Here is an 18,570-nt window from a genome sequence, read left to right as displayed (position 1 = left end):
CCCACAGCAGCACCGCGCCTGCGCTAAAACGGCCGTTAAGCCGCTGGCTGCCAGGCTTGCGGCCCCACAAAAAACGCCCGCGCATTATCCTCGAGCGATTCCAGGTGATAGCCACCCTCCTGAACAATCACGCACGCCAACCCGAGGCTGCGCACCCGCTCGCCCAACCGCGCAAAGCCCTCGGTCGTCACTGCCACCTTGCTCTGCGGATCCAGCTCGTAGATATCAAAGCCCAACGACAACACCAACACTTCGGCTCCGAACGCCCGAACCGCCTCAAGCGCTTGCTCCAGCTTGTCCATGAACACCGCTTCAGACGAACCATGAGGCATCGGCAAGTTGACGTTGCACCCTTCCCCCGCGCCGCTGCCGCGCTCGTCCTCGAAGCCCGCCACACCCGGATAGAAGTTGGTCGGATCGCCATGAATCGACACATACAACACATCATCCCGATCGTAGAAGATCTCCTGAATCCCCTGCCCGTGGTGCATGTCGCTGTCCAGCACCGCAACCTTGCCATAACGCACCCGCAACGCCTGGGCTGCCACCGCCGCACCATTCACATAGCAAAACCCACCCGCGGCTTCGGCGCGGGCATGGTGCCCCGGCGGCCGACACAGCGCATAGGCAGCGGGTTCACCATCGATCACCGCCTGCGCCGCCGCCACCGCACATTGCGCGGACCAATAGGCCGCGCGCCAAGTGTGCTCCCCTACGGGGCAGCTGCCATCCGCCAGGTAGCGGCCGGCCTGGGCGAGAATGCCGCGCAACGCATTGGGCTCACGGACGAAGATGTTCGACATGACCTCATCGCCCCAGTCTTCGGGGACCTCTTTCCAACGCTGGTGGGCTTCCTCCAAAAATGTCAGATAGGCAGCACTGTGCACCGCTAGCAGCGGCGCCAATCCAAAGTCAGCCGGTTGCTCGACGACGAACCCCAACGACTTAGCCGCCTTGACCAGGTTCAACGCCCGCTCAGGCACTTCCTGAGGCGTGCGCATCTGCCCCCGCGAGTAATAACTGCGCGGATGGTGAAGCAGTTGTTCCGGATGAAAGAAACTACGCATGACATTTACCTCCAAGAATTAGTGTGCAGTGGCCATTTCAAGCCCGTGAGCCAACGCATGCCGACGCGCCAGCGCCAACACGCAAATCAGCGAAGTCCCGGCAATCAAGGTGTAGAACACCGCCATCGGCCACCACTGGCCCGGGTAGGAATGGGCCAGCCAGGTGCCGATCAACGGCGTCAAACCACCCGCCACCGCACCGCACACCTGATACGCCAAGGAGATCGCGGTGTAGCGCACGCGGGTCGCAAACATCCCACTGACGAACCCGGCGATCACCGCATAGAACGACGCCATGCACACCACCGCCAAGGCGATGCCGACAATGATCTTGCTTGGCTGACCACTGCTGACCAGCACGAACATCGGGTACGGCGAGGCCATCGCCAAGGTCGCCATCACCGCCAAAAACCGTGTGGCGCCCACCTTCTCGGCAATCCACGCAGCAGCCGGCTGAATGCAGAACTGAATGATCGAGACCACGAACAGGCATTCCAGGATCAGCGAGCGCGGCAGCCCGAGTTGCTGGGTGCTGTAGGCGATCATGAAGGTATTGGTGAAGTACACCCCAGCGATGCCGAGAGTGTTGGCGCCGATGCACAACAGCAATGGCCGCCAGGCCGTTTTCAGCACCTCGACCACGGGCGCCTGCTCGGTGTGGCCGACCAGGCTGCGGGCTTGTTCAGCCTTGGCCTTGCCGTCGAGGAACTCCGGCGATTCATTGACCCCAAGGCGAATCACCAGACCCACGATCAGCAACAACGAACTGGCCAGGAATGGCAGGCGCCAACCCCAGCTCATCAGGTCGGCTTCCGGCAAGCGGGTGATGGCGCTGAATGCCAGCAGCGAGAGAATCAAACCGGCCGGGCTGCCCAGTTGCGCAAAGGACGCGAAGAAGTTGCGCCGGCCTTTGGGAGCGTGCTCGCCGGCCATCAGCACCGCACCGCCCCACTCGCCGCCGACGGCGATGCCTTGCACCACGCGAAGGAAAATCAACAGCACCGGCGCGGCGACGCCGATCTGTGCATAGCTGGGCAGCAAGCCGACGCACACGGTGACCACGCCCATCATCAGTAAGGTGATGATCAAGGACTTTTTGCGCCCGATGCGATCACCCACATGGCCAAAGATGATGCCGCCCAGCGGCCGCGCGAAGAAGCCCACGGCGAAGGTGCCGAAGGCGGCCATGGTGCTGAACAGTGGGTCGCTGGAGGGGAAGAACAGTTGGCCGAACACCAGAGCGGCGGCCGTGGCGTAGATGTAAAAGTCGTACCACTCGATCATGGTGCCGATAAATGCGGCGGCCGCAGCTCTGCGTGGCTGCGACTGAGCAGGACGGTTCATGGAATTGACTCCCTTGAGGTTGTTTTTTTGGCAGGAGAAAGGCGAGCAACACCGGCGCTCTGATGGCGCTTGGCGGATTGATTTTTTGGCCGGGGGCTATGATTAGTCAATGTTCTATTTATTATGCATATTATAAATTTGAATTATGATCGGAAATTCCAATGGAAGATGTACGCCGCGAGTTGCCCCTGCTCAACGATCGTCTGGACTGGAACCTGCTGCGCACCTTCAGGGTGATCGGCCAGGAGCTGAGCATCAGCCGTGCAGCAGCGCGCTTGCATCTGACGCAGCCTGCGGTAAGTCAGGCCTTGAAGCGGCTGGAGGAGCAGCTCGGGTATCAATTGATCGCCCGCCGCGGGCCGCGTTTCGATCTCACCGAGGCCGGGCACAAGATCTTCGCCATGGCAGGCGAGATGTATGGCCAGGTGTCGCAGATGAGCCACACCCTGGAGCAGCCGGGGGATGACGTGGTGGGCAAGGTGCGCATCCTGATGGTCAGCCGCATCGTCAATGCGCGTTTCGATAACTACCTCGCCACGTTTCACCGCCAGCACCCGCGGGTGGATTTCGAGATCGATGTGATGCGCAGTTCGGATATCGTCAGTGCGCTGCTGGAGAAGACGGCGAGCCTGGGCATCAGCCTCAATCGGCGGCCGCAGCCGAGGCTCGAACAGCAGCTGTTTCAGCGTCAACGCTATAGTTTTTACTGCGGCCAGCAGCATCGGCTGTTTGGTCAAGCCGGGCTGACGCTGGAGCAGTTGCAGGCGGAGAATTTCGTCAGTTTTACCAGTGATCAGATCGGCGGGATGCTGTCGCCGTTGACCATTTTCCGTGATCAGCAGGGGTTCAGCGGGCGGATCGTGGCGTCATCGCCGAGCCTGGAGGAAATACGCCGCCTGGTGATCGCCGGAATGGGCTTGGGGTGTTTGCCGGAGCATGTGGTGGCCGAGGATCTACGCAATGGATTGCTGTGGCAGGTGCCGCCGTACGAAGGGGTGGCTGATGTGGATATCCATCTGCTATGGAATCGGGATCAGCGCCGCACGCGGGCGGAAACGGTGTTTATCGAGGGAGTGGTGCGCTGCATGGCGGACGCGTGACGCCCACTCCCCTTGCAGCGCGGGGATGTGGGGGTATCAGACTACATCAGCTGGCGAGCCTTCGATCACCTGCTGGAACGCCTCCAGAAACACCGTCTCCGCCCGGCTCATCCGTTGCTCGCGGTTCCACATCAAAAACACGTCCACATCCACCACCCCTTCTGCGGGCGGCAAGCGCCAGATCAACCCGTTGTGCAGATCGATATCCACCAAGTGCTCCGGCAGGCACCCCACGCCATACCCCGCGATGATCAACCGGCGAATCTCCTCGAAGCTCGACGACGAAGCGACGATCTTCCCGGTAAAACCCTGCTGGTCGCGAAACATGGTCAGCGGCGACAGATTCCCGCCCACTTGGTCACTGGTAAAACTCACAAAATTCTCGCTCTGCAAGGCTTCCAGCGGCAGTTTGCGCTGGCCAAACAACCGGTGGCGCTTGCCGCAGAAAAACGCATAGCGCTGACGCAACAGCCGCACCCGCTCCAGCTTGGTCTGCGGAAACCGGCAAAGCCCCAGCCCGACAGTGGCGGTGCGCTGGCTCAAGGCACTCTGGATGTCGGAGCTGCGCATCACCTCGACCTCCAGTTCGACGCGCGGATGGTCACGATGAAACTGCACCAGAAAATCGTCGTACAGCGCCGACTGGACCCGGCTGATGGTGAGAATGCGCACCTTGCCGACCACGTCATCCTCAGGGTTCTTGAGGGTTGCCGACAGCCGAGCGACATTGCCGTAGATCTCCTCGGCGATGCGCAGCACTTCTTCGCCGGCAGGCGACACATCGAATCGCGGCCCACGGCGCAGGATCAATTTGCACTCCAACTGCTCCTCCAGTCGCTTCAACGACTGGCTGACCGCCGATTGAGTCAGAAACAACCGCGCCGCCGCCCGGCTGATGCTCTTCTCCTGGCCGATGACCAGGAAGGCCCGCAGCAGATTCCAGTCCAGGCGATCGCTCAAAAACCGCCGGCTCTGCCAGTTCTTGAGGCCCGCTTCCACGTCCTGATCGCTCATCGCTCACCATCAGTAATCTCGCTAATAGTTAGATTAAGTATTAGCAAATTGATTAAAGATGCAGGGTAAGGGATAAAGACTGCAAGCGCCACAGAGCGCAACGTGATCAGCCTCGACACCCTGCCAGAACACTAAAAACCAAAGGGCCTTGCATGCAGACTTCATCGACCCAGCCCCGTCGCGCGGCGGCTGCAGCCTTCGTCGGCACCACCATCGAATTCTATGATTTCTATATCTACGCTACGGCCGCAGCGCTGATCCTCGGCCAAGTGTTTTTCCCTAGCAGCGACCCGACCGTAAATACCTTGGCGGCGTTCGGCACCTTTGCCGTCGGCTTTATCGCCCGCCCCCTGGCGGGCATGGTGTTCGGCCACTTGGGCGATCGCCTCGGTCGCAAAAAGATGCTGCTGCTGACCATCGTGTTGATGGGCCTGGCGACCACCGGCATCGGCCTGTTGCCCAGCTATGCCAGCGCGGGCATCTGGGCGCCGATCGGCCTGGTGGCGCTGCGTATCATTCAGGGCATCTCGGTGGGCGGCGAATGGGGCGGCGCGGTGCTGATGGCCAGCGAGCACGCACCGGCCAGGCGCAAGACCTTCTACGCCTCGTTCGCACAACTGGGCAGCCCGGCCGGCCTGCTGCTGGCACTGATCGCGTTTCGTCTGGTGACCTCGCTCGAACCCGCGCAATTCGCCGACTGGGGCTGGCGCCTGCCGTTTCTGGCCAGTGGCGTGCTGATGCTGATCGGCCTGGTGATTCGCTTCGGTGTCGATGAATCGCCCGAGTTCAAAGAGGTCGCCAAGCGCGGCGCGACCGCCCAGTACCCGGTCGCGCAAGTGATTCGCACTTGCTGGCGGCAGATCCTGTTCGCCGCCTGCGCGGTGACCATTGGCTCGGCGGGCTTCTTCTTCACCAACACCTTCATGATCACCTACGTCACCCAATACCAGGGCATCTCCCGAGCGACCATCCTCGACTGTCTGTTCGTGGTGACCCTTTTGCAGTTCATCTCGCAACCGTTGAGCGCGCTGCTGGCCGAGCGCATGGGTGAAGGGCGCTTCCTGATGCTCACCGCGCTGCTGTCGATGGTGATGCCCTATCCGATGTTCGTGCTGGTCGGCACCCAGAACATCGTGCTGATGACCCTCGGCATCGCCATGGCGGTAGTGACGTTGTCCGGCCTGTACGCAGTGATCGCCGGCTACATGGCCCAGGCCTTCCCGACCCATTTGCGCTACAGCGGCATCTCGCTCGCTTACCAGCTGATCTGCGCGATTGCCGGCGGCACCACACCGATCATCGGCACCCTGCTCGCTTCCCATTTTGCTGGCCAGTGGTTGCCACTGGCCCTGTTTTTCACCCTGCTGTCCGCCGTGTCGCTGTTCGGCGTGTGTGGTCTGGCGCGCCTGCGTGGCGAGCACAACGCACTGCCGCAGACGGCGATCTGACAAGGAGCTCCCCATGCATCAACCCGAGCACATCGACCCCGTGGAATGGCAGGCGCGCTGCGAACTCGCCGCACTGTACCGACTGGTCGCGCACTTTCGCATGACCGACCTGATCGACACGCATATCACCCTGCGCATCCCCGGCCCCGAGCATCACTTTTTGATCAACCGTTACGGGGTGATCTTCGAGCGCATGAAAGCCAGTGATCTGGTGCGCATCGACCAGCACGGCAATGTGGTCAACGGCGATCTGGCCACCAGCCGCGTCAATGCCGCAGGCTTCGTGATCCACTCGGCCATCCACATGGCACGCCCGGACCTGGCCTGCGTGATTCACACCCACACCGCCGCCGGCATGGCCGTCGCCGCGCAGGAGCAAGGCTTGTTGCCGATCAGCCAGCATGCGCTGCGCTACTACGGCAACCTGGCGTACCACACCTATGAAGGCATCGCCTTGTCGCTGAGCGAGCGCGAGCGCCTGGTGGCCGACCTCGGCCCGCACAAGGCGATGATCCTGCGCAACCACGGCCTGCTGGCCGCGGGCACCAGCGTCGGCCATGCCTTTCAGGAGATCCACTTTTTGGAGCGTGCCTGCCAGGCGCAAGTCCAGGCCTTGTCTGGCAATAGCAAGCTGGTCTATCCCAGCGAAGAAGTCTGCCGCTTGACTGCAGAACAATTCGCCCGCGATGAAGCCGATGAAATCACCCACCTCAGTTGGCTCGCCACTCTGAGCCTGATCGAAGACCAACGCGAGTCCTACTGCTCATGACCACTGTGGTGCTGCTCAGCAAAGACGAGCGTCTGCTGCAACAACTGCAGGCCGCCTTCGCCACCCACGCGCCTCATCTGCGTGCGGTACTCGCCGACGATCCGGCGGCCAACGATGCCGTTGCGGCAGCGTGCTGGTATCCGCCCGCAGGCAGCCTCGGGCGCTTGCCAAATGTGCGCCTGGTGCACTCGGTCGCAGCCGGCGTTGACCATTTGCGCACCGACCGCAGCGGCGCCGACCTCCCCATCTGCCGGGTGGTCGACCCTGATCACCGACGTGGCATGACCGAGTACGTACGCTGGGCCGTGCTGCACTATCACCGCGATTTCGATCGGGTCATCGCCCAGCAGCGGAACAGCCAGTGGCAGCGTCATCCGCAACGCGCGGCCGGGCAGTTCAAGGTCGGGGTCATGGGCCTTGGCTCGCTGGGCGCGGCCATTGCCGGGGACCTGGCCGGTGCCGGCTACGACGTGCGCGGTTGGGCGCGCAGCGAGCGGCAACTGACCGGCGTGGCCTGCTATCACGGCGATGGGCAGTTCGCCTCCTTTCTCGATGGCCTCGACCTGCTGGTCAATCTGCTGCCCCTGACCGATGTCACGCGCGGCATTCTCAACGTCAGCACCTTCGAAAAACTCGCCCGCGGCGCAGCCATCGTCAACGGCGGTCGCGGTCAGCACCTGCTCATCGACGATCTGCAACAGGCCCTCGCCAGCGGCCAGTTGCGCGGCGCGGTGCTGGATGTGTTCGAGCACGAACCGCTGGCCGCCGATCACCCACTGTGGCAGATGCCCGGCGTGGTGGTGACGCCGCACATGGCCTCGGCCGCCGCCCACGATTGCATCGTGCGCCAGGTCGCGGAGAACACCCGGCGGCTGCTCGGCGGCGAAGCCCTGAACAACCTGGTCGACCCTTCATTGGGTTACTGAAGCACCGGCAGGAGAGACTTTATGAACGTATTGAAATGCAACGGCGAACGCTTGTGGAGCAGCCTGATGGACATGGCCAAGCTCGGCGCCACCGACAAAGGCGGCAACTGCCGGCTGGCCCTGTCCCAGGAAGACAAACTCGGCCGCGAGCTGTTCATCGGCTGGTGCACCGAGGCCGGCATGAGCACCGCCTTCGACGCCATCGGCAACCTGTTCGCGCGCCTGCCGGGCCTCGACGACAGCTTGGCGCCGGTGGTGATGGGCAGCCACCTCGACACCCAGCCCAAGGGCGGGCGTTTTGACGGTATCTATGGCGTGCTCGCCGGGCTTGAAGTGGTGCGCAGCCTCCAGGATCAGGGCTTGCGCAACAAGCGTGCGATCGAGATTGCGGTGTGGACCAACGAAGAAGGCGCGCGCTTCACACCGGCCATGTTCGGCTCGGCGGTGTTCACCGGCAGCTTGGCGCTGGACACCGCGTTGAATGCAAGGGACAGCGCCGGCATCAGCGTACGCGACTCGATAAATGAAATCGGCCATGCCGGTGACTCGCCATTCCAGCGGCCCTTCGATGCCTATTTCGAAGCGCATATCGAGCAAGGCCCGATTCTCGAAGACAACGGCCTGCCCGTGGGCGTGGTCACCGGTGGCCAGGCGATCTGCTGGCTCGACGTGCAGGTGCAGGGCCAGAGCGCCCACGCCGGCACCACGCCCATGGCGTTGCGCAAGGATGCGCTGTTCGGTGTCGCCGAGATGGCCGCACAACTGGAAGCGCTGGCGCTGGACTTCAGCCCCAAGGGCCTCGTCACTATCGGCCAGGTCGCGATCGCCAAGTCGTCGCGCAATACCATCGCCGGCAACGTGAGCTTTACCGTGGATCTGCGCCATCACCAGGACGCGCAGATCGCGATCATGGAACAGGGCGTGTTCGAGCGCTTCCAGGCGATTGCCGACGCGCGCGGCCTGACGTTGAACATCGAGCGCCACTGGCTGAGCCCGGCAACCCCCTTCGACAGCAATTGCGTCGATGCGGTGCGCCGCGCCGTCGAGGCACTGGATTATCCCCATATGGACATCGTCAGCGGTGCCGGCCACGACGCCATCCTGCTGGCCCGCCACTGCCCCACCACCATGGTATTCATCCCGTGCGTGGGCGGCCTGAGCCACAACGAAGCCGAGGCGATATTTCCCGAGGACGCGCGCAAGGGCTGCGACGTGCTGCTCAACGCGGTGACCGAACGGGTACAACGCTGAACTGAACCACAGCAAAGCTGCAAGGGCCCGGCGAGGCCCTGCTCCCCAATAAAAGCTTCACTGCACCAGCGCCCGGACGCGGGCGCCGCACTACTCGCACTCTGCCAATCAAAAACACTATCCGTTGAGCATCGGCTCATTTTGGAGACATAAGGCATGAACAGTTCTGCGCGCATACCCGATCAGGTGCTGACCCAGGCAGCCCCGGTCAACATGAAAAAAGTCGCGGTGGCCAGCGTCATCGGCACCACCGTCGAGTGGTACGACTTGTTCGTCTTCGCCACGGCATCCGCCCTGGTGTTCAACAAGATCTTCTTTCCGGCGTTCGATGCGCTGGTGGGCACCTTGCTGGCCTTCGGCACCTTCGCCTCGGCGTATGGCGCGCGGATCGTCGGCGCGGCGTTGTTCGGCCACTTCGGCGACAAGCTCGGGCGCAAGTCGATGCTGTTGATTTCGCTGCTGGTGATGGGTGCGGCGACCTTCGCCATCGGCCTGTTGCCAGACTACGCCGCCATCGGCGTGTGGGCGCCGATCCTGCTGCTGAGCCTGCGCATCATCCAGGGCCTGGCGCTGGGCGGCGAATGGGGCGGCGCGGTGTTGATGGCGGTGGAGCATGCGCCGGCTCACCAGCGCGGCTTGTATGGCTCGTGGGTGCAGATCGGAGTACCGGCCGGCACCATGATCGCCAACCTGGCCTTCCTCGCCATCGCCACCTCGCTGTCGCCCGAAGACCTGCTGGCCTGGGGCTGGCGCATCCCCTTCCTCGGCAGCGCCTTGCTGATCGCGGTGGGCTTGTACATCCGCCTGACCATCACCGAGACCCCCGCCTTCAACCAGGCCAAACAGACCGAACCTGCGGTCAAGGTGCCCCTGGCCGAGATCTGCCGCAAGTACTGGAAGCAGGTGCTGCTGGGCGGTATCGCGACCATGTCGACCGGCTCGTCATTCAACATCATCGTCGCCTTCGGCCTGACCTACGGCACGCAAACGTTGGGCTTCACCCGCCCGGTGATGCTCAGCGTGGTGCTGGCCTCGTGTGCGCTGTGCGTGTTCATGCTGCCGGCCTTCGGGGCGTTGTCCGATCGCTGGGGTCGCAAGCCGGTGATCATCGGTGGCATCGTCGCCGAAGCACTGGTGGCCTTTCCGATGTTCTGGCTGATGGACACCCGCGAGCTGCCGTTGGTGTTCCTCGGCTACATGCTGCTGATGACCGCGTTTGCCGCCAACTACGGCCCGATCGCGACCTTTCTGGCCGAGCTGTTCGGCACCAAGGTGCGCTACTCCGGACTGTCGGTGGCCTACATGCTCTCCGGCCTGCTGGGCAGCGCCGCGACGCCCATGGTCACCACCGCGCTACTGAACTGGACCGGCAAGGGCTCGTCGGTGGCCTGGTACATGATCGGCACCGCCCTGCTGTCACTGATTGCGTTATTGCTGCTGACCGAGACCTTCAAGCGCGACCTGACCGCCACCGCTGCCAAGCCGGCCTGAACGCCATAACCCGGCGGCTGCAAGGCAGCCGGGCCCTGCATTGATGAGGTATGACATGAAGCGCATTACCGCCGCCCCCGGCACCATCGGTCCCGTGGGCCCCTATTCGCAAGCGGTTGTCAGTGGCCACCTGGTGTTCACCGCCGGACAGATCCCCGCCAGCGAAAGCCTGGATTCGCAACCCGAGACCTTTGAAGAACAAGTGCGCCAGACACTGCGTAATCTGGAAGCCATCCTGATCGCCGCCGGCTCCGACTTCGACCACGTGATCAAGGTCAACGGCTACCTCACCGACCCGGCGCAACTCGAACCCTTCAACCGTGTGTACACCGAAGTCCTCGGCCATGCCCCGCCGGCCCGCACCACCGTGTGCGTGTCGCTGTGGGGCGTGAGCCTGGAAATCGACTGCGTGGCCGAACTGATCAATCACCTTGGGGTGCAAGCATGAGCGTTGAACTGGAAGCAAAACTGCAGCGGGTGAGCTTCGCGACCTTGGGGCATTTTCTCGAGGAGGGGTTTGTCAGCCACCTCGTTCGCTCACAACTGACAGGGGTGAAAGTGGTCGGACGTGCCCGCACGTTGCGGTTGGTCAACGCCGATGCGTTCGCGGTGAATCACGCACTGGTCAGCCTGTTGCCTGGCGAGGTGCTGGTGATCGACATGCAGGGCGACCATCACCACGCTTGCGTCGGTACGGTGACGGCCTGCGCGGCTACGGCCAAGGGCGCCCGCGCGATTGTGGTCGACGGTGTGGTCACCGATATCGTGGAACTGCGCGCCGCCGGGCTGCCAATCTTCGCGCGTGGGACCAGTTTGTTGACCACTAAACTGCGCAGCGATCCTGCCAGCGCGCAGAACGTCGAGATTCAGTGTGGTGGCGTGACTGTCGTGCCTGGCGCTTGGGTCCTGGGCGACGACAACGGCCTGTTGATCGCCTCGACCGAGGCGCTCGAAGCGGTGATCGATATCGCCCTGGCCAGTGATGCGGCGGAGCCGGCGTTGCTGGAGCGGATGCAGGATGGCGAGGCGATCGAGACGGTGTTGCGGATGGTTTGAATCTGACATCTGGCGTTTGCATGACGTATCACGCTCGAACGCCTCGACAACTTGCTCAGCGCCAGCTCACTGCCCCTCCAACAGGCCCAGCAAGCGCTGCGCATTGCGCGTCAAATGCCCGCTGCGCCAGATGAAATACAAGCTCGAGCGCCCCGCCTCACCCAACGAATGCACCCGCACTGCCGTACGCCCCGGCAAGGTCTCGAGCATCGCCCGCGGGATCCAGGCCGCGCCAGCGCCTGCGCTCACGCAGGCCAGCATGGTGTGGTACGACTCCATCTCGATCAGTTGCAATGCCTCGCCGCCCGAAGCCTCCAGCCAGCGATCCAGGCGCAGTCTGAACGAGCAATTCTGCCTGAAGCCGTAGATTTCACGGCAGTTCAGATCAGACGCGAGCACGACCCGCGGATGGGCCTTTTCGGTGATCAGCACCAAGTCGTCGGCAAAGGCATAGCAACTGTCCAGCGCCGGGGACTGCACCGGGCCATCGGTGAGGGCGATGTCGAGATTGCCCTCGGCAACCTGGCTCATCAGCACCTCGGACACATCGCAGCGGATATCCATGCTCACCAGCGGATGGTGCTGACGAAAGCGCCCCACCAGTTGCGGCATGAACGCCACCAGGCCGACGTCCAGCGCACCCACGGTCAGGTGCCCGCCCACTTCCTCCTCGCGGATCAACGCCTTGGCGCTGTCGCTGAGCTCGACGATTTGCCTGGCCCGCGGCAGAAAGGCGCGGCCTGCCGGCGACAGCGTCAGGCGCTGGCGTTCGCGCACGAACAGCTGGCACTCCAGATCGGCTTCAAGCTGCTGGATGCGCAAGGTCACGCCAGATGGCACCCGGTGCAGTTCCTTGGCGGCGGCGGTGACCGAGCCGGTTGTGGCGACGGCGCAAAAGGCGCGTAGTTGTGAAAGCTGCATTGACCGTTCTCTTTTTCGAAAAACCCGGCTCAATATATTTCAATTTCCACAACAGATGTAAACGCCTAGGGTGGGCTCATCGACTTTCAACTGCCTCCAGGAGAGCTCCCCCATGTACGAAGACCTGATCCAGGCCCTGCTACCCCGCGAACCCGCCCACTACATCGGCGGCCAATGGCAGCCAAGCATCGAGGCCAGCGAAGTGCTCAACCCGGCCACCGAAGCGCGCATCGGCCAGGTCGCCGAAGGTGACGCCAAGACCGCCGAGCAAGCCGTCGCCGCCGCCGCCAAGGCGCAAAAGGGCTGGGCCCGCCTGGGCCTGGCGGCACGCGCCGACCACCTGCAACGCCTGCTCGAACAGGTGCAGGAAAACAGCGAAGCCTTGGCGCGCCTGCTGGTGACCGAACAAGGCAAGCCGATCAAGGAAGCCCGCGCCGAAGTGCAAATGGCCCTGACCATGCTGCGTTACCACGCCGGCCTGGGCTTCCGCCAGACCGGTCAGGTGATGGCGAGCGGCACACCGGGGCGCACCATCAGCATCCGCGAAGAACCCTATGGCGTGGTCGCGGCGATCATTCCGTGGAATTTCCCGCTGGCGATGTTCCTGCGCAAAGTGGCGCCGGCGATCGTCGCGGGCAACGCCATCGTGGTCAAACCCAGCGAGAACACCCCGCTGTCGTCCCTGGCCATGGCCACCCTGTGCCAGCGCGCCGGCATCCCCGCCGGTGTGGTCAACGTGGTCACCGGGCCGGGCAAATCCCTCGGTGATGCCCTGGTTCGCCATGCACAAACCCACCTGGTAACCATGACCGGTTCGACCCGCGCCGGCATGCAGATCCTCCACGCCGCCGCCGACAAGATCGTCCCGGTGTCACTGGAACTGGGCGGCAAGGCGCCGTTCATCGTCATGGCCGACGCCGACATCGAACGCGCCGCCAAGGACGCCGTGGCCTCGCGCATGACCAACTGCGGCCAGGTGTGCATCGCCAACGAGCGCACCTACGTGCACAGCAGCGTGCATGATCGCTTCGTCGACGCCGTGGTCCGTGAGGTCAAGCAACTGCAATTGGGCGACCCGCAGGCCGAAGGCACCGATATCGGCCCTAAAGTCAGCGCCGCCGAGCGTGACAGCGTCAACCAGCACCTGAAACGCGCCCTCGAACAAGGCGCCCATGTCGCCTTCGGTGGCCCGCAAGCCCTGCCGGCTGGATTGAACCAGGGCTATTGGGTCGCGCCCACGGTGTTGACTGGCGTCGCCAGCGATGCGGATATCCTCGCGGCAGAAGTGTTCGGTCCGATCCTGCCGATCGTCGCGTTCGAGTCCGAGCAACAGGTGATCGACCTGGCCAATGCCAGCGAGTACGGCTTGAGCGCCTATGTGTACACCCGCGACCTGGGCACGGCCAATCGCATGGTCGACGAGTTGGAGAGCGGCGAGGTCTACGTCAACCGCATCGGCCCGGAAGAAATCAACGGCTTCCATGCTGGGTGGAAACGCTCCGGTCTGGGCGGTGACGACGGTGAGCAAGGCTACCGCACCTATGTGCGTACCAAGGTCACTTATCTGGATTACAACCAGTAAGCTCACCTGAGTCCGCCAGCCCGCAGCGACGATCCTGGCACGGCTGCCCATGGCAGCCATTGCCGTGACCCTGAAGATCGCCAATGAAAAGCCGCCGAGGCATGCACCTCGGCGGCTTCTTCGTGACTGCAACTGCTTAGTTGAACTGCGTCACCAGCTTGGTGTTCAGATACGCCTCGATCGCTTCCGTCCCGCCTTCCGAACCATAGCCCGAATCCTTGACCCCACCGAACGGAATTTCCGGCAGGCCGATGCCCTGGTGGTTGATGGACAGCATGCCCGCTTCGATCCCGTAGCTCAGCGCGTGAGCGGTGCGGGTCGAGGTGGTGAAGGCATAGGAGGCCAGGCCGTAGGGTACGCGGTTGGACTCGGTAATGGCCTCTTCGACCGTGTCGAATGGCACCATGAGCGCTACCGGGCCGAAGGGCTCGTCGTTCATGATGGTCATGTCCGGCGTCAGGTTGGACAGCACCGTCGGCGCAAAGAAATTGCCCAGGCCTTCACCCGCCTTGCCGCCCAGTTCGACCTTGGCGCCCTGCGCTACGGCCTCGCCGACCAGCTTCGTCAAGGCCGTCACGCGCCGATCATTGGCCAGCGGGCCCATGGTCACACCATCGCTCAAGCCGCCGCCGACCTTGATCTGCCCGGCCAGCGCGACGAACTTCTCGACGAACTGCGCGTACACCCCACGCTGCACCAGAAACCGCGTGGGCGACACACAGACTTGCCCGGCATTGCGGAACTTGGTGCCGACCAGCACCTTGACGGCATTGTCGATATCCGCGTCGGCGAACACGATGGCCGGCGCATGGCCGCCCAGCTCCATGGTCGCGCGCTTCATGTGCTGACCGGCCAGTGCCGCCAGTTGCTTGCCCACTGGCGTGGAGCCGGTAAAAGTGACCTTCTTGATCACCGGGTGGGCGATCAGATAGCTCGATACCTGCGCCGGATCACCGTAGACCAAACCGATGACGCCTGCTGGTACGCCGGCGTCGGCGAAGGCGCGGATCAACTCGGCCGGCGATGCCGGGGTTTCCTCGGGGGCCTTGATGATGATCGAGCAGCCCGCCGCCAATGCCGCAGATAACTTGCGCACCACCTGGTTGATCGGGAAGTTCCACGGCGTGAATGCGGCTACCGGGCCGACCGGCTCGCGGATCACCTTTTGTTCGACGTTGGGGCTGCGCCCCGGAACGATACGCCCATAGGCACGGCGGCCTTCTTCGGCCATCCAGTCAATGATGTCCGCCGCCGAGGCGACCTCGGTCAGGGATTCAGCCAGCGGCTTGCCCTGCTCCTGAGTCATCAGGTTGGCGATGGCCGGCTGGCGCTCGCGCAGCAGCTGCGCGGCCTTGCGCATGATCTTGTAACGGTCGAAGGCACCGACCCGACGCCAGGCGGCAAAGCCTGCTTCAGCTGCGGCAAGGGCCTCGTCCAGATCGGCGATATCGGCATGGGCGACCGTGCCGATGGCCTCGTTGTTCTCGGGGTTGAGGACGCGGATGCTGCGCCCGTCCTTGCTGTCTCGCCAGGTGCCATTGATGAACAGCTGTACGTTGGGATACATCGCTACCTCGACTTGGCTCGCCATCAACCATGGGATGAGTGTTCAAGCTGGGCCGACATAATAGGGGTATATACCCACATTATCCAGCCCCTCGAGTTGGTGGAGGGTAACGCTTGCAACGGTGCGGATAAAGCGCGCGCCTGACGAAAGATAATTCCTGGCGCGCATTAATTTGAGGCACGTTCAATCGTCTTTGCTGGATCGTCGCGCACGATTGCTGGATGATGGCGACGCGCTATTCCAGTCCCTTGATCGGCAGTACCGTGACTCACTCCTCATTCCATCGCACTCGCAGCAGGTCCACTGGCGCCCGACACGGCGCCTGGCTCGGCCTGTTCGCGATGTGGATGATCTTTGTCGGGCCGCTGATCTCGCAGACCCTGCCAAGCATGGCAGCGCCCGCCATGACCATGTCGATGCCTATGGGCATGTCGATGTCCATGGGCAGCAGCCTGCAAGCGTCTGCGGATTCGTCTCATGACCATGATCATGGCCAGCAAGGGGAACTGCACGCGCTGTGGGAAAAGTGCGGTTATTGCAGCTTGCTGTTCCACTCTCCTGCGGCTGGCCACACGTCGCCGACCTCGCTGTTTACGGCACTGGCTCCGGCCACCGCTGCGGTGCCGCGCTCCCTGCGCGGCCATCGCCAGCCCCTCGCCCTGTTTATCGCCGGGCCCCGCGCCCCGCCCGCCCTGTACCTGGGTTGAATCACGGCGAGGCGCCGCCCGGTTGGGCCGTACTTGCCATCTGACTTCTACTTGAAGCGCGCTCCAGCGGCCTTTTTCATGCCGCGCGGGAGAATCACGCTCACCTGTGCCTGGCCAGTCGACCCGACCCGCCGGCGCGGCGGCGTACGCGCTTGCGTTCAGGGATATCGCACCATGTTTCAACGCTTTTCACGCCACACCCTGCGGGCCTCGGCGCTGTTCGCCTTGCTGCCGCTAGAGCTTGCCATGGCCGACACCGCGCCGGCCGCCGGCTCGACACTCACATTGGGCACCGTCAATTTGGCTACCGTCAACGTCTCCGGCAGCGCGAGCGGCCCGTTAGCGACCAGCAGCGTCTTGAGCTCCGTCGATATCCTCGGCGGCGACCTGATCGAAAAAATGCCGGTCGCCTATAGCTGGGAGCTGTTTCGCCGCACGCCTGGGGTGACCCTCACCGAGTTCAACCAGGGCACTACTTCAGGCAAGATCTCCTTTCGTGGCTTCAACGGCGAAGGCGAAGTCAACGCCGTCAAAGTCCTGATCGATGGCATCCCCAGCAACAGCAACGACGGCAATATGCCGTTCATGGACATGATCTTCCCGCTCGACATCGACCACATCGAAGTGGTCCGCGGCACCAGCGACCCGCGTTATGGGCTCAACAACATCGCTGGCAACGTCAATATCAACACGCGCCTGGGCGGCGACTACACCAAGGCGCGAGTCCGGGTGGGCAACTACAACACCCAGGAGCTGCAACTGGCCAAGGGCATCGAAACCAGCAACTGGACGCAGAATTACTTCTTCGCCTACCAGAAGAGTGACGGCTATCGCGATCACGCCGATGCCGACAAATTTTCACTAGGCGGCAAGTGGTTCTACACCCCTGATGACGGCAGCTACCGTGTGGGCCTCATCGCTCGTCACTACGAAGCCGAGGCGCAAGAGCCGGGCTACCTCACCGAACAGAACGCCCACGACCACCCGCGCATGACCAATGCCTACAACGACAGCGACCAGGGCACCCGGCGCATGAACCAGCTCAGCCTGCACCTGGATACCGACCTCACCGAGCAACTGGCCTGGGGCGCCAAGACCTACGTCAACACCTTCGACGACCGCCGCTGGACCCAATACTGGCGCACCACCGCGCAGCAGGAGCGCGACGCCTATGAAACCCAATACGGCGCCATCACCACCCTGACCTGGCGGCCTGTGGTCCGCTGGCTGAACGACTTTGCCCTCGAAGGCGGCCTGGACGTGCAGAAGCAGGACAACCAAAGCGAGCGCTACCGTACGGTCGAGCGCGTGCGTCAGGCGCAGACCCGCGATCAGCAGTTCGATTTCGACACCTATGGCGGCTACGTGCAGGCGGTGATCCAGCCCGTCGAATCGTTGAAGATCATCCCCGCCTACCGGGTTGATCGCGTCGCGGGCGACTTCACCAACCGCATGACCGGGCAGCACTACGACATCAACGATTACGGGCTGATCAAGCAACCGAAAATCAGCGTGGTCTACTCGCCCTGGCAACAGGCAAGCCTGTACGCCAACTGGGGGCGCACCTTTCAGGTCGCTACCGGTTCGGCGGCGTACAAGGTGCCGCCGAACAACGACGATCTGGCGCCATCGCTCAACGACGGCTGGGAAACCGGGATCAAGTTCGCCTCTGCGCAGTGGATAGACGGGCGCGTCGCCTATTGGCAACAACAAGCGTCCGGCGAGTTCAGCCGCCGCCTCAACGACCCCACCGGTGCCTCCGACAACGTCGGCAAGACCCGGCGCTGGGGCTACGACGCGCAGGTCAACCTGCACCCCGATACCCGCACCGATGTGTGGCTGGCCTACTCCTGGCAGTACTCGAAAATTCTCGAGCCGGGGGGTACTTACCCGGACAGTAAAGGCCGCGAGATCGACCACGTGCCGCACCACCTGTACAGCGCCGGCGCCAACTATCAACTGAGCAAGAAGCTGCAGCTGTCGGCGTGGATGAACGGCCAAAGCAATTACTATCTGGAGAAGAACAACACCCAGGGGACCTACGGTGCATACGTGCTGATGAACCTTGGCGCGAGCTACAGGGTGAGTGACTCGGTGAGCGTCGATGTACAGCTGAAGAACGTTGCCAACCGCTACTACGAATATGTGTGGTATGACCCCGATGGCGCTGTTGCGGCGCTGCACTCGCCGGGGGATGGCCGAGCGCTGTACACCGGCGTGACGTTCGATTTTTGAGCTGATTTCGCGGGCCTCTTCGCGGGCAAGCCTCGCTCCCACAGGTGTACGACGTTGGAACAGTTCCATCAGCTGTGGGGCAAGGGTGCGCG

Annotated in this window: 16 protein-coding genes; 11 read left to right on the top strand and 5 right to left on the bottom strand. The window is 63.1% G+C overall.

Translation table 11 applies throughout. The annotated features are described in order from the left end of the window. Nucleotides 1-35: 35 nt before the first annotated feature. Both LIX93_RS00370 and LIX93_RS00365 read right to left on the bottom strand, forming a co-directional pair. A complete protein-coding gene (locus tag LIX93_RS00370; protein WP_226502032.1) occupies nt 36-1,067 on the bottom strand; it encodes a histone deacetylase family protein in 1,032 nt (343 codons plus the stop codon). Between the two features lie 18 nt (nt 1,068-1,085). Beyond that, nucleotides 1,086-2,411 (bottom strand): MFS transporter, encoded by a 1,326-nt coding sequence (locus tag LIX93_RS00365; RefSeq protein WP_226502031.1) that lies wholly within the window; start codon nt 2,409-2,411, stop codon nt 1,086-1,088. 161 nt (nt 2,412-2,572) lie between these two features. Here LIX93_RS00365 and LIX93_RS00360 point away from each other — a divergent pair, with 161 nt between their 5' ends. Next, nucleotides 2,573-3,511 carry a LysR family transcriptional regulator gene (locus LIX93_RS00360; protein ID WP_226502030.1) on the top strand — a complete coding sequence of 313 codons (939 nt, stop codon included), beginning with the start codon at nt 2,573-2,575 and terminating at the stop codon, nt 3,509-3,511. A gap of 36 nt (nt 3,512-3,547) precedes the next feature. Here LIX93_RS00360 and LIX93_RS00355 read toward each other — a convergent pair whose 3' ends face one another. After that, nucleotides 3,548-4,525, bottom strand: a complete 978-nt coding sequence (locus LIX93_RS00355) for a LysR family transcriptional regulator (protein WP_226502029.1) — start codon at nt 4,523-4,525, stop codon at nt 3,548-3,550. Between the two features lie 152 nt (nt 4,526-4,677). Here LIX93_RS00355 and LIX93_RS00350 point away from each other — a divergent pair, with 152 nt between their 5' ends. The 7 genes from LIX93_RS00350 to LIX93_RS00320 all read left to right on the top strand — a co-directional run bounded on the left by LIX93_RS00350 (nt 4,678) and on the right by LIX93_RS00320 (nt 11,466). Continuing rightward, complete coding sequence (locus tag LIX93_RS00350; protein ID WP_226502028.1) at nt 4,678-5,973, top strand: MFS transporter; 1,296 nt, start codon at nt 4,678-4,680, stop codon at nt 5,971-5,973. 13 nt (nt 5,974-5,986) lie between these two features. After that, on the top strand, nt 5,987-6,742 hold the full coding sequence (locus tag LIX93_RS00345) for a class II aldolase/adducin family protein (RefSeq protein ID WP_226502027.1): 756 nt from the start codon (nt 5,987-5,989) through the stop codon (nt 6,740-6,742). Next, nucleotides 6,739-7,668: a glyoxylate/hydroxypyruvate reductase A gene (locus LIX93_RS00340; RefSeq protein WP_226502026.1), complete on the top strand. Its 930-nt coding sequence runs from the start codon at nt 6,739-6,741 to the stop codon at nt 7,666-7,668. Before LIX93_RS00345 ends, LIX93_RS00340 begins: the two co-directional genes overlap by 4 nt. A gap of 21 nt (nt 7,669-7,689) precedes the next feature. Further along, the gene (locus LIX93_RS00335) at nt 7,690-8,919 is read left to right on the top strand and encodes a Zn-dependent hydrolase (RefSeq protein WP_226502025.1); all 1,230 of its coding nucleotides are present in this window, start codon (nt 7,690-7,692) and stop codon (nt 8,917-8,919) included. Between the two features lie 156 nt (nt 8,920-9,075). Beyond that, the gene (locus LIX93_RS00330; RefSeq protein ID WP_226502024.1) at nt 9,076-10,410 is read left to right on the top strand and encodes an MFS transporter; all 1,335 of its coding nucleotides are present in this window, start codon (nt 9,076-9,078) and stop codon (nt 10,408-10,410) included. A gap of 55 nt (nt 10,411-10,465) precedes the next feature. Next, a complete protein-coding gene (locus LIX93_RS00325; protein WP_226502023.1) occupies nt 10,466-10,858 on the top strand; it encodes a RidA family protein in 393 nt (130 codons plus the stop codon). After that, nucleotides 10,855-11,466 (top strand): RraA family protein, encoded by a 612-nt coding sequence (locus LIX93_RS00320; RefSeq protein ID WP_226502022.1) that lies wholly within the window; start codon nt 10,855-10,857, stop codon nt 11,464-11,466. The genes LIX93_RS00325 and LIX93_RS00320 overlap by 4 nt, the downstream gene beginning before the upstream one ends. 66 nt (nt 11,467-11,532) lie before the next feature. Here LIX93_RS00320 and LIX93_RS00315 read toward each other — a convergent pair whose 3' ends face one another. After that, nucleotides 11,533-12,387, bottom strand: a complete 855-nt coding sequence (locus tag LIX93_RS00315) for a LysR substrate-binding domain-containing protein (protein WP_226502021.1) — start codon at nt 12,385-12,387, stop codon at nt 11,533-11,535. Between the two features lie 112 nt (nt 12,388-12,499). Between LIX93_RS00315 and LIX93_RS00310 the strand changes: the two genes are divergently transcribed. Continuing rightward, nucleotides 12,500-13,969, top strand: coding sequence for an aldehyde dehydrogenase family protein (locus tag LIX93_RS00310; protein WP_226502020.1), 1,470 nt, complete (start codon nt 12,500-12,502; stop codon nt 13,967-13,969). Nucleotides 13,970-14,105: 136 nt separating this feature from the next. On the opposite strand, the gene LIX93_RS00305 is transcribed toward LIX93_RS00310, so the two are convergent. After that, nucleotides 14,106-15,536 (bottom strand): NAD-dependent succinate-semialdehyde dehydrogenase, encoded by a 1,431-nt coding sequence (locus LIX93_RS00305; protein ID WP_226502019.1) that lies wholly within the window; start codon nt 15,534-15,536, stop codon nt 14,106-14,108. A 221-nt stretch (nt 15,537-15,757) separates the two neighbouring features. On the opposite strand from LIX93_RS00305, the gene LIX93_RS00300 reads away from it, so the two are divergent. Then, nucleotides 15,758-16,243, top strand: coding sequence for a DUF2946 domain-containing protein (locus LIX93_RS00300; RefSeq protein ID WP_226502018.1), 486 nt, complete (start codon nt 15,758-15,760; stop codon nt 16,241-16,243). A 174-nt stretch (nt 16,244-16,417) separates the two neighbouring features. After that, complete coding sequence (locus LIX93_RS00295) at nt 16,418-18,478, top strand: TonB-dependent receptor (RefSeq protein WP_226502017.1); 2,061 nt, start codon at nt 16,418-16,420, stop codon at nt 18,476-18,478. The last annotated feature ends 92 nt before the right edge of the window (nt 18,479-18,570 follow it).

It is taken from the genome of Pseudomonas sp. MWU16-30317 (genome assembly GCF_020515695.1).
Lineage (GTDB): Bacteria > Pseudomonadota > Gammaproteobacteria > Pseudomonadales > Pseudomonadaceae > Aquipseudomonas.
Note: the sequence above shows the minus strand (reverse complement) of the source record. Positions and strands in the feature narration are given on the sequence as shown.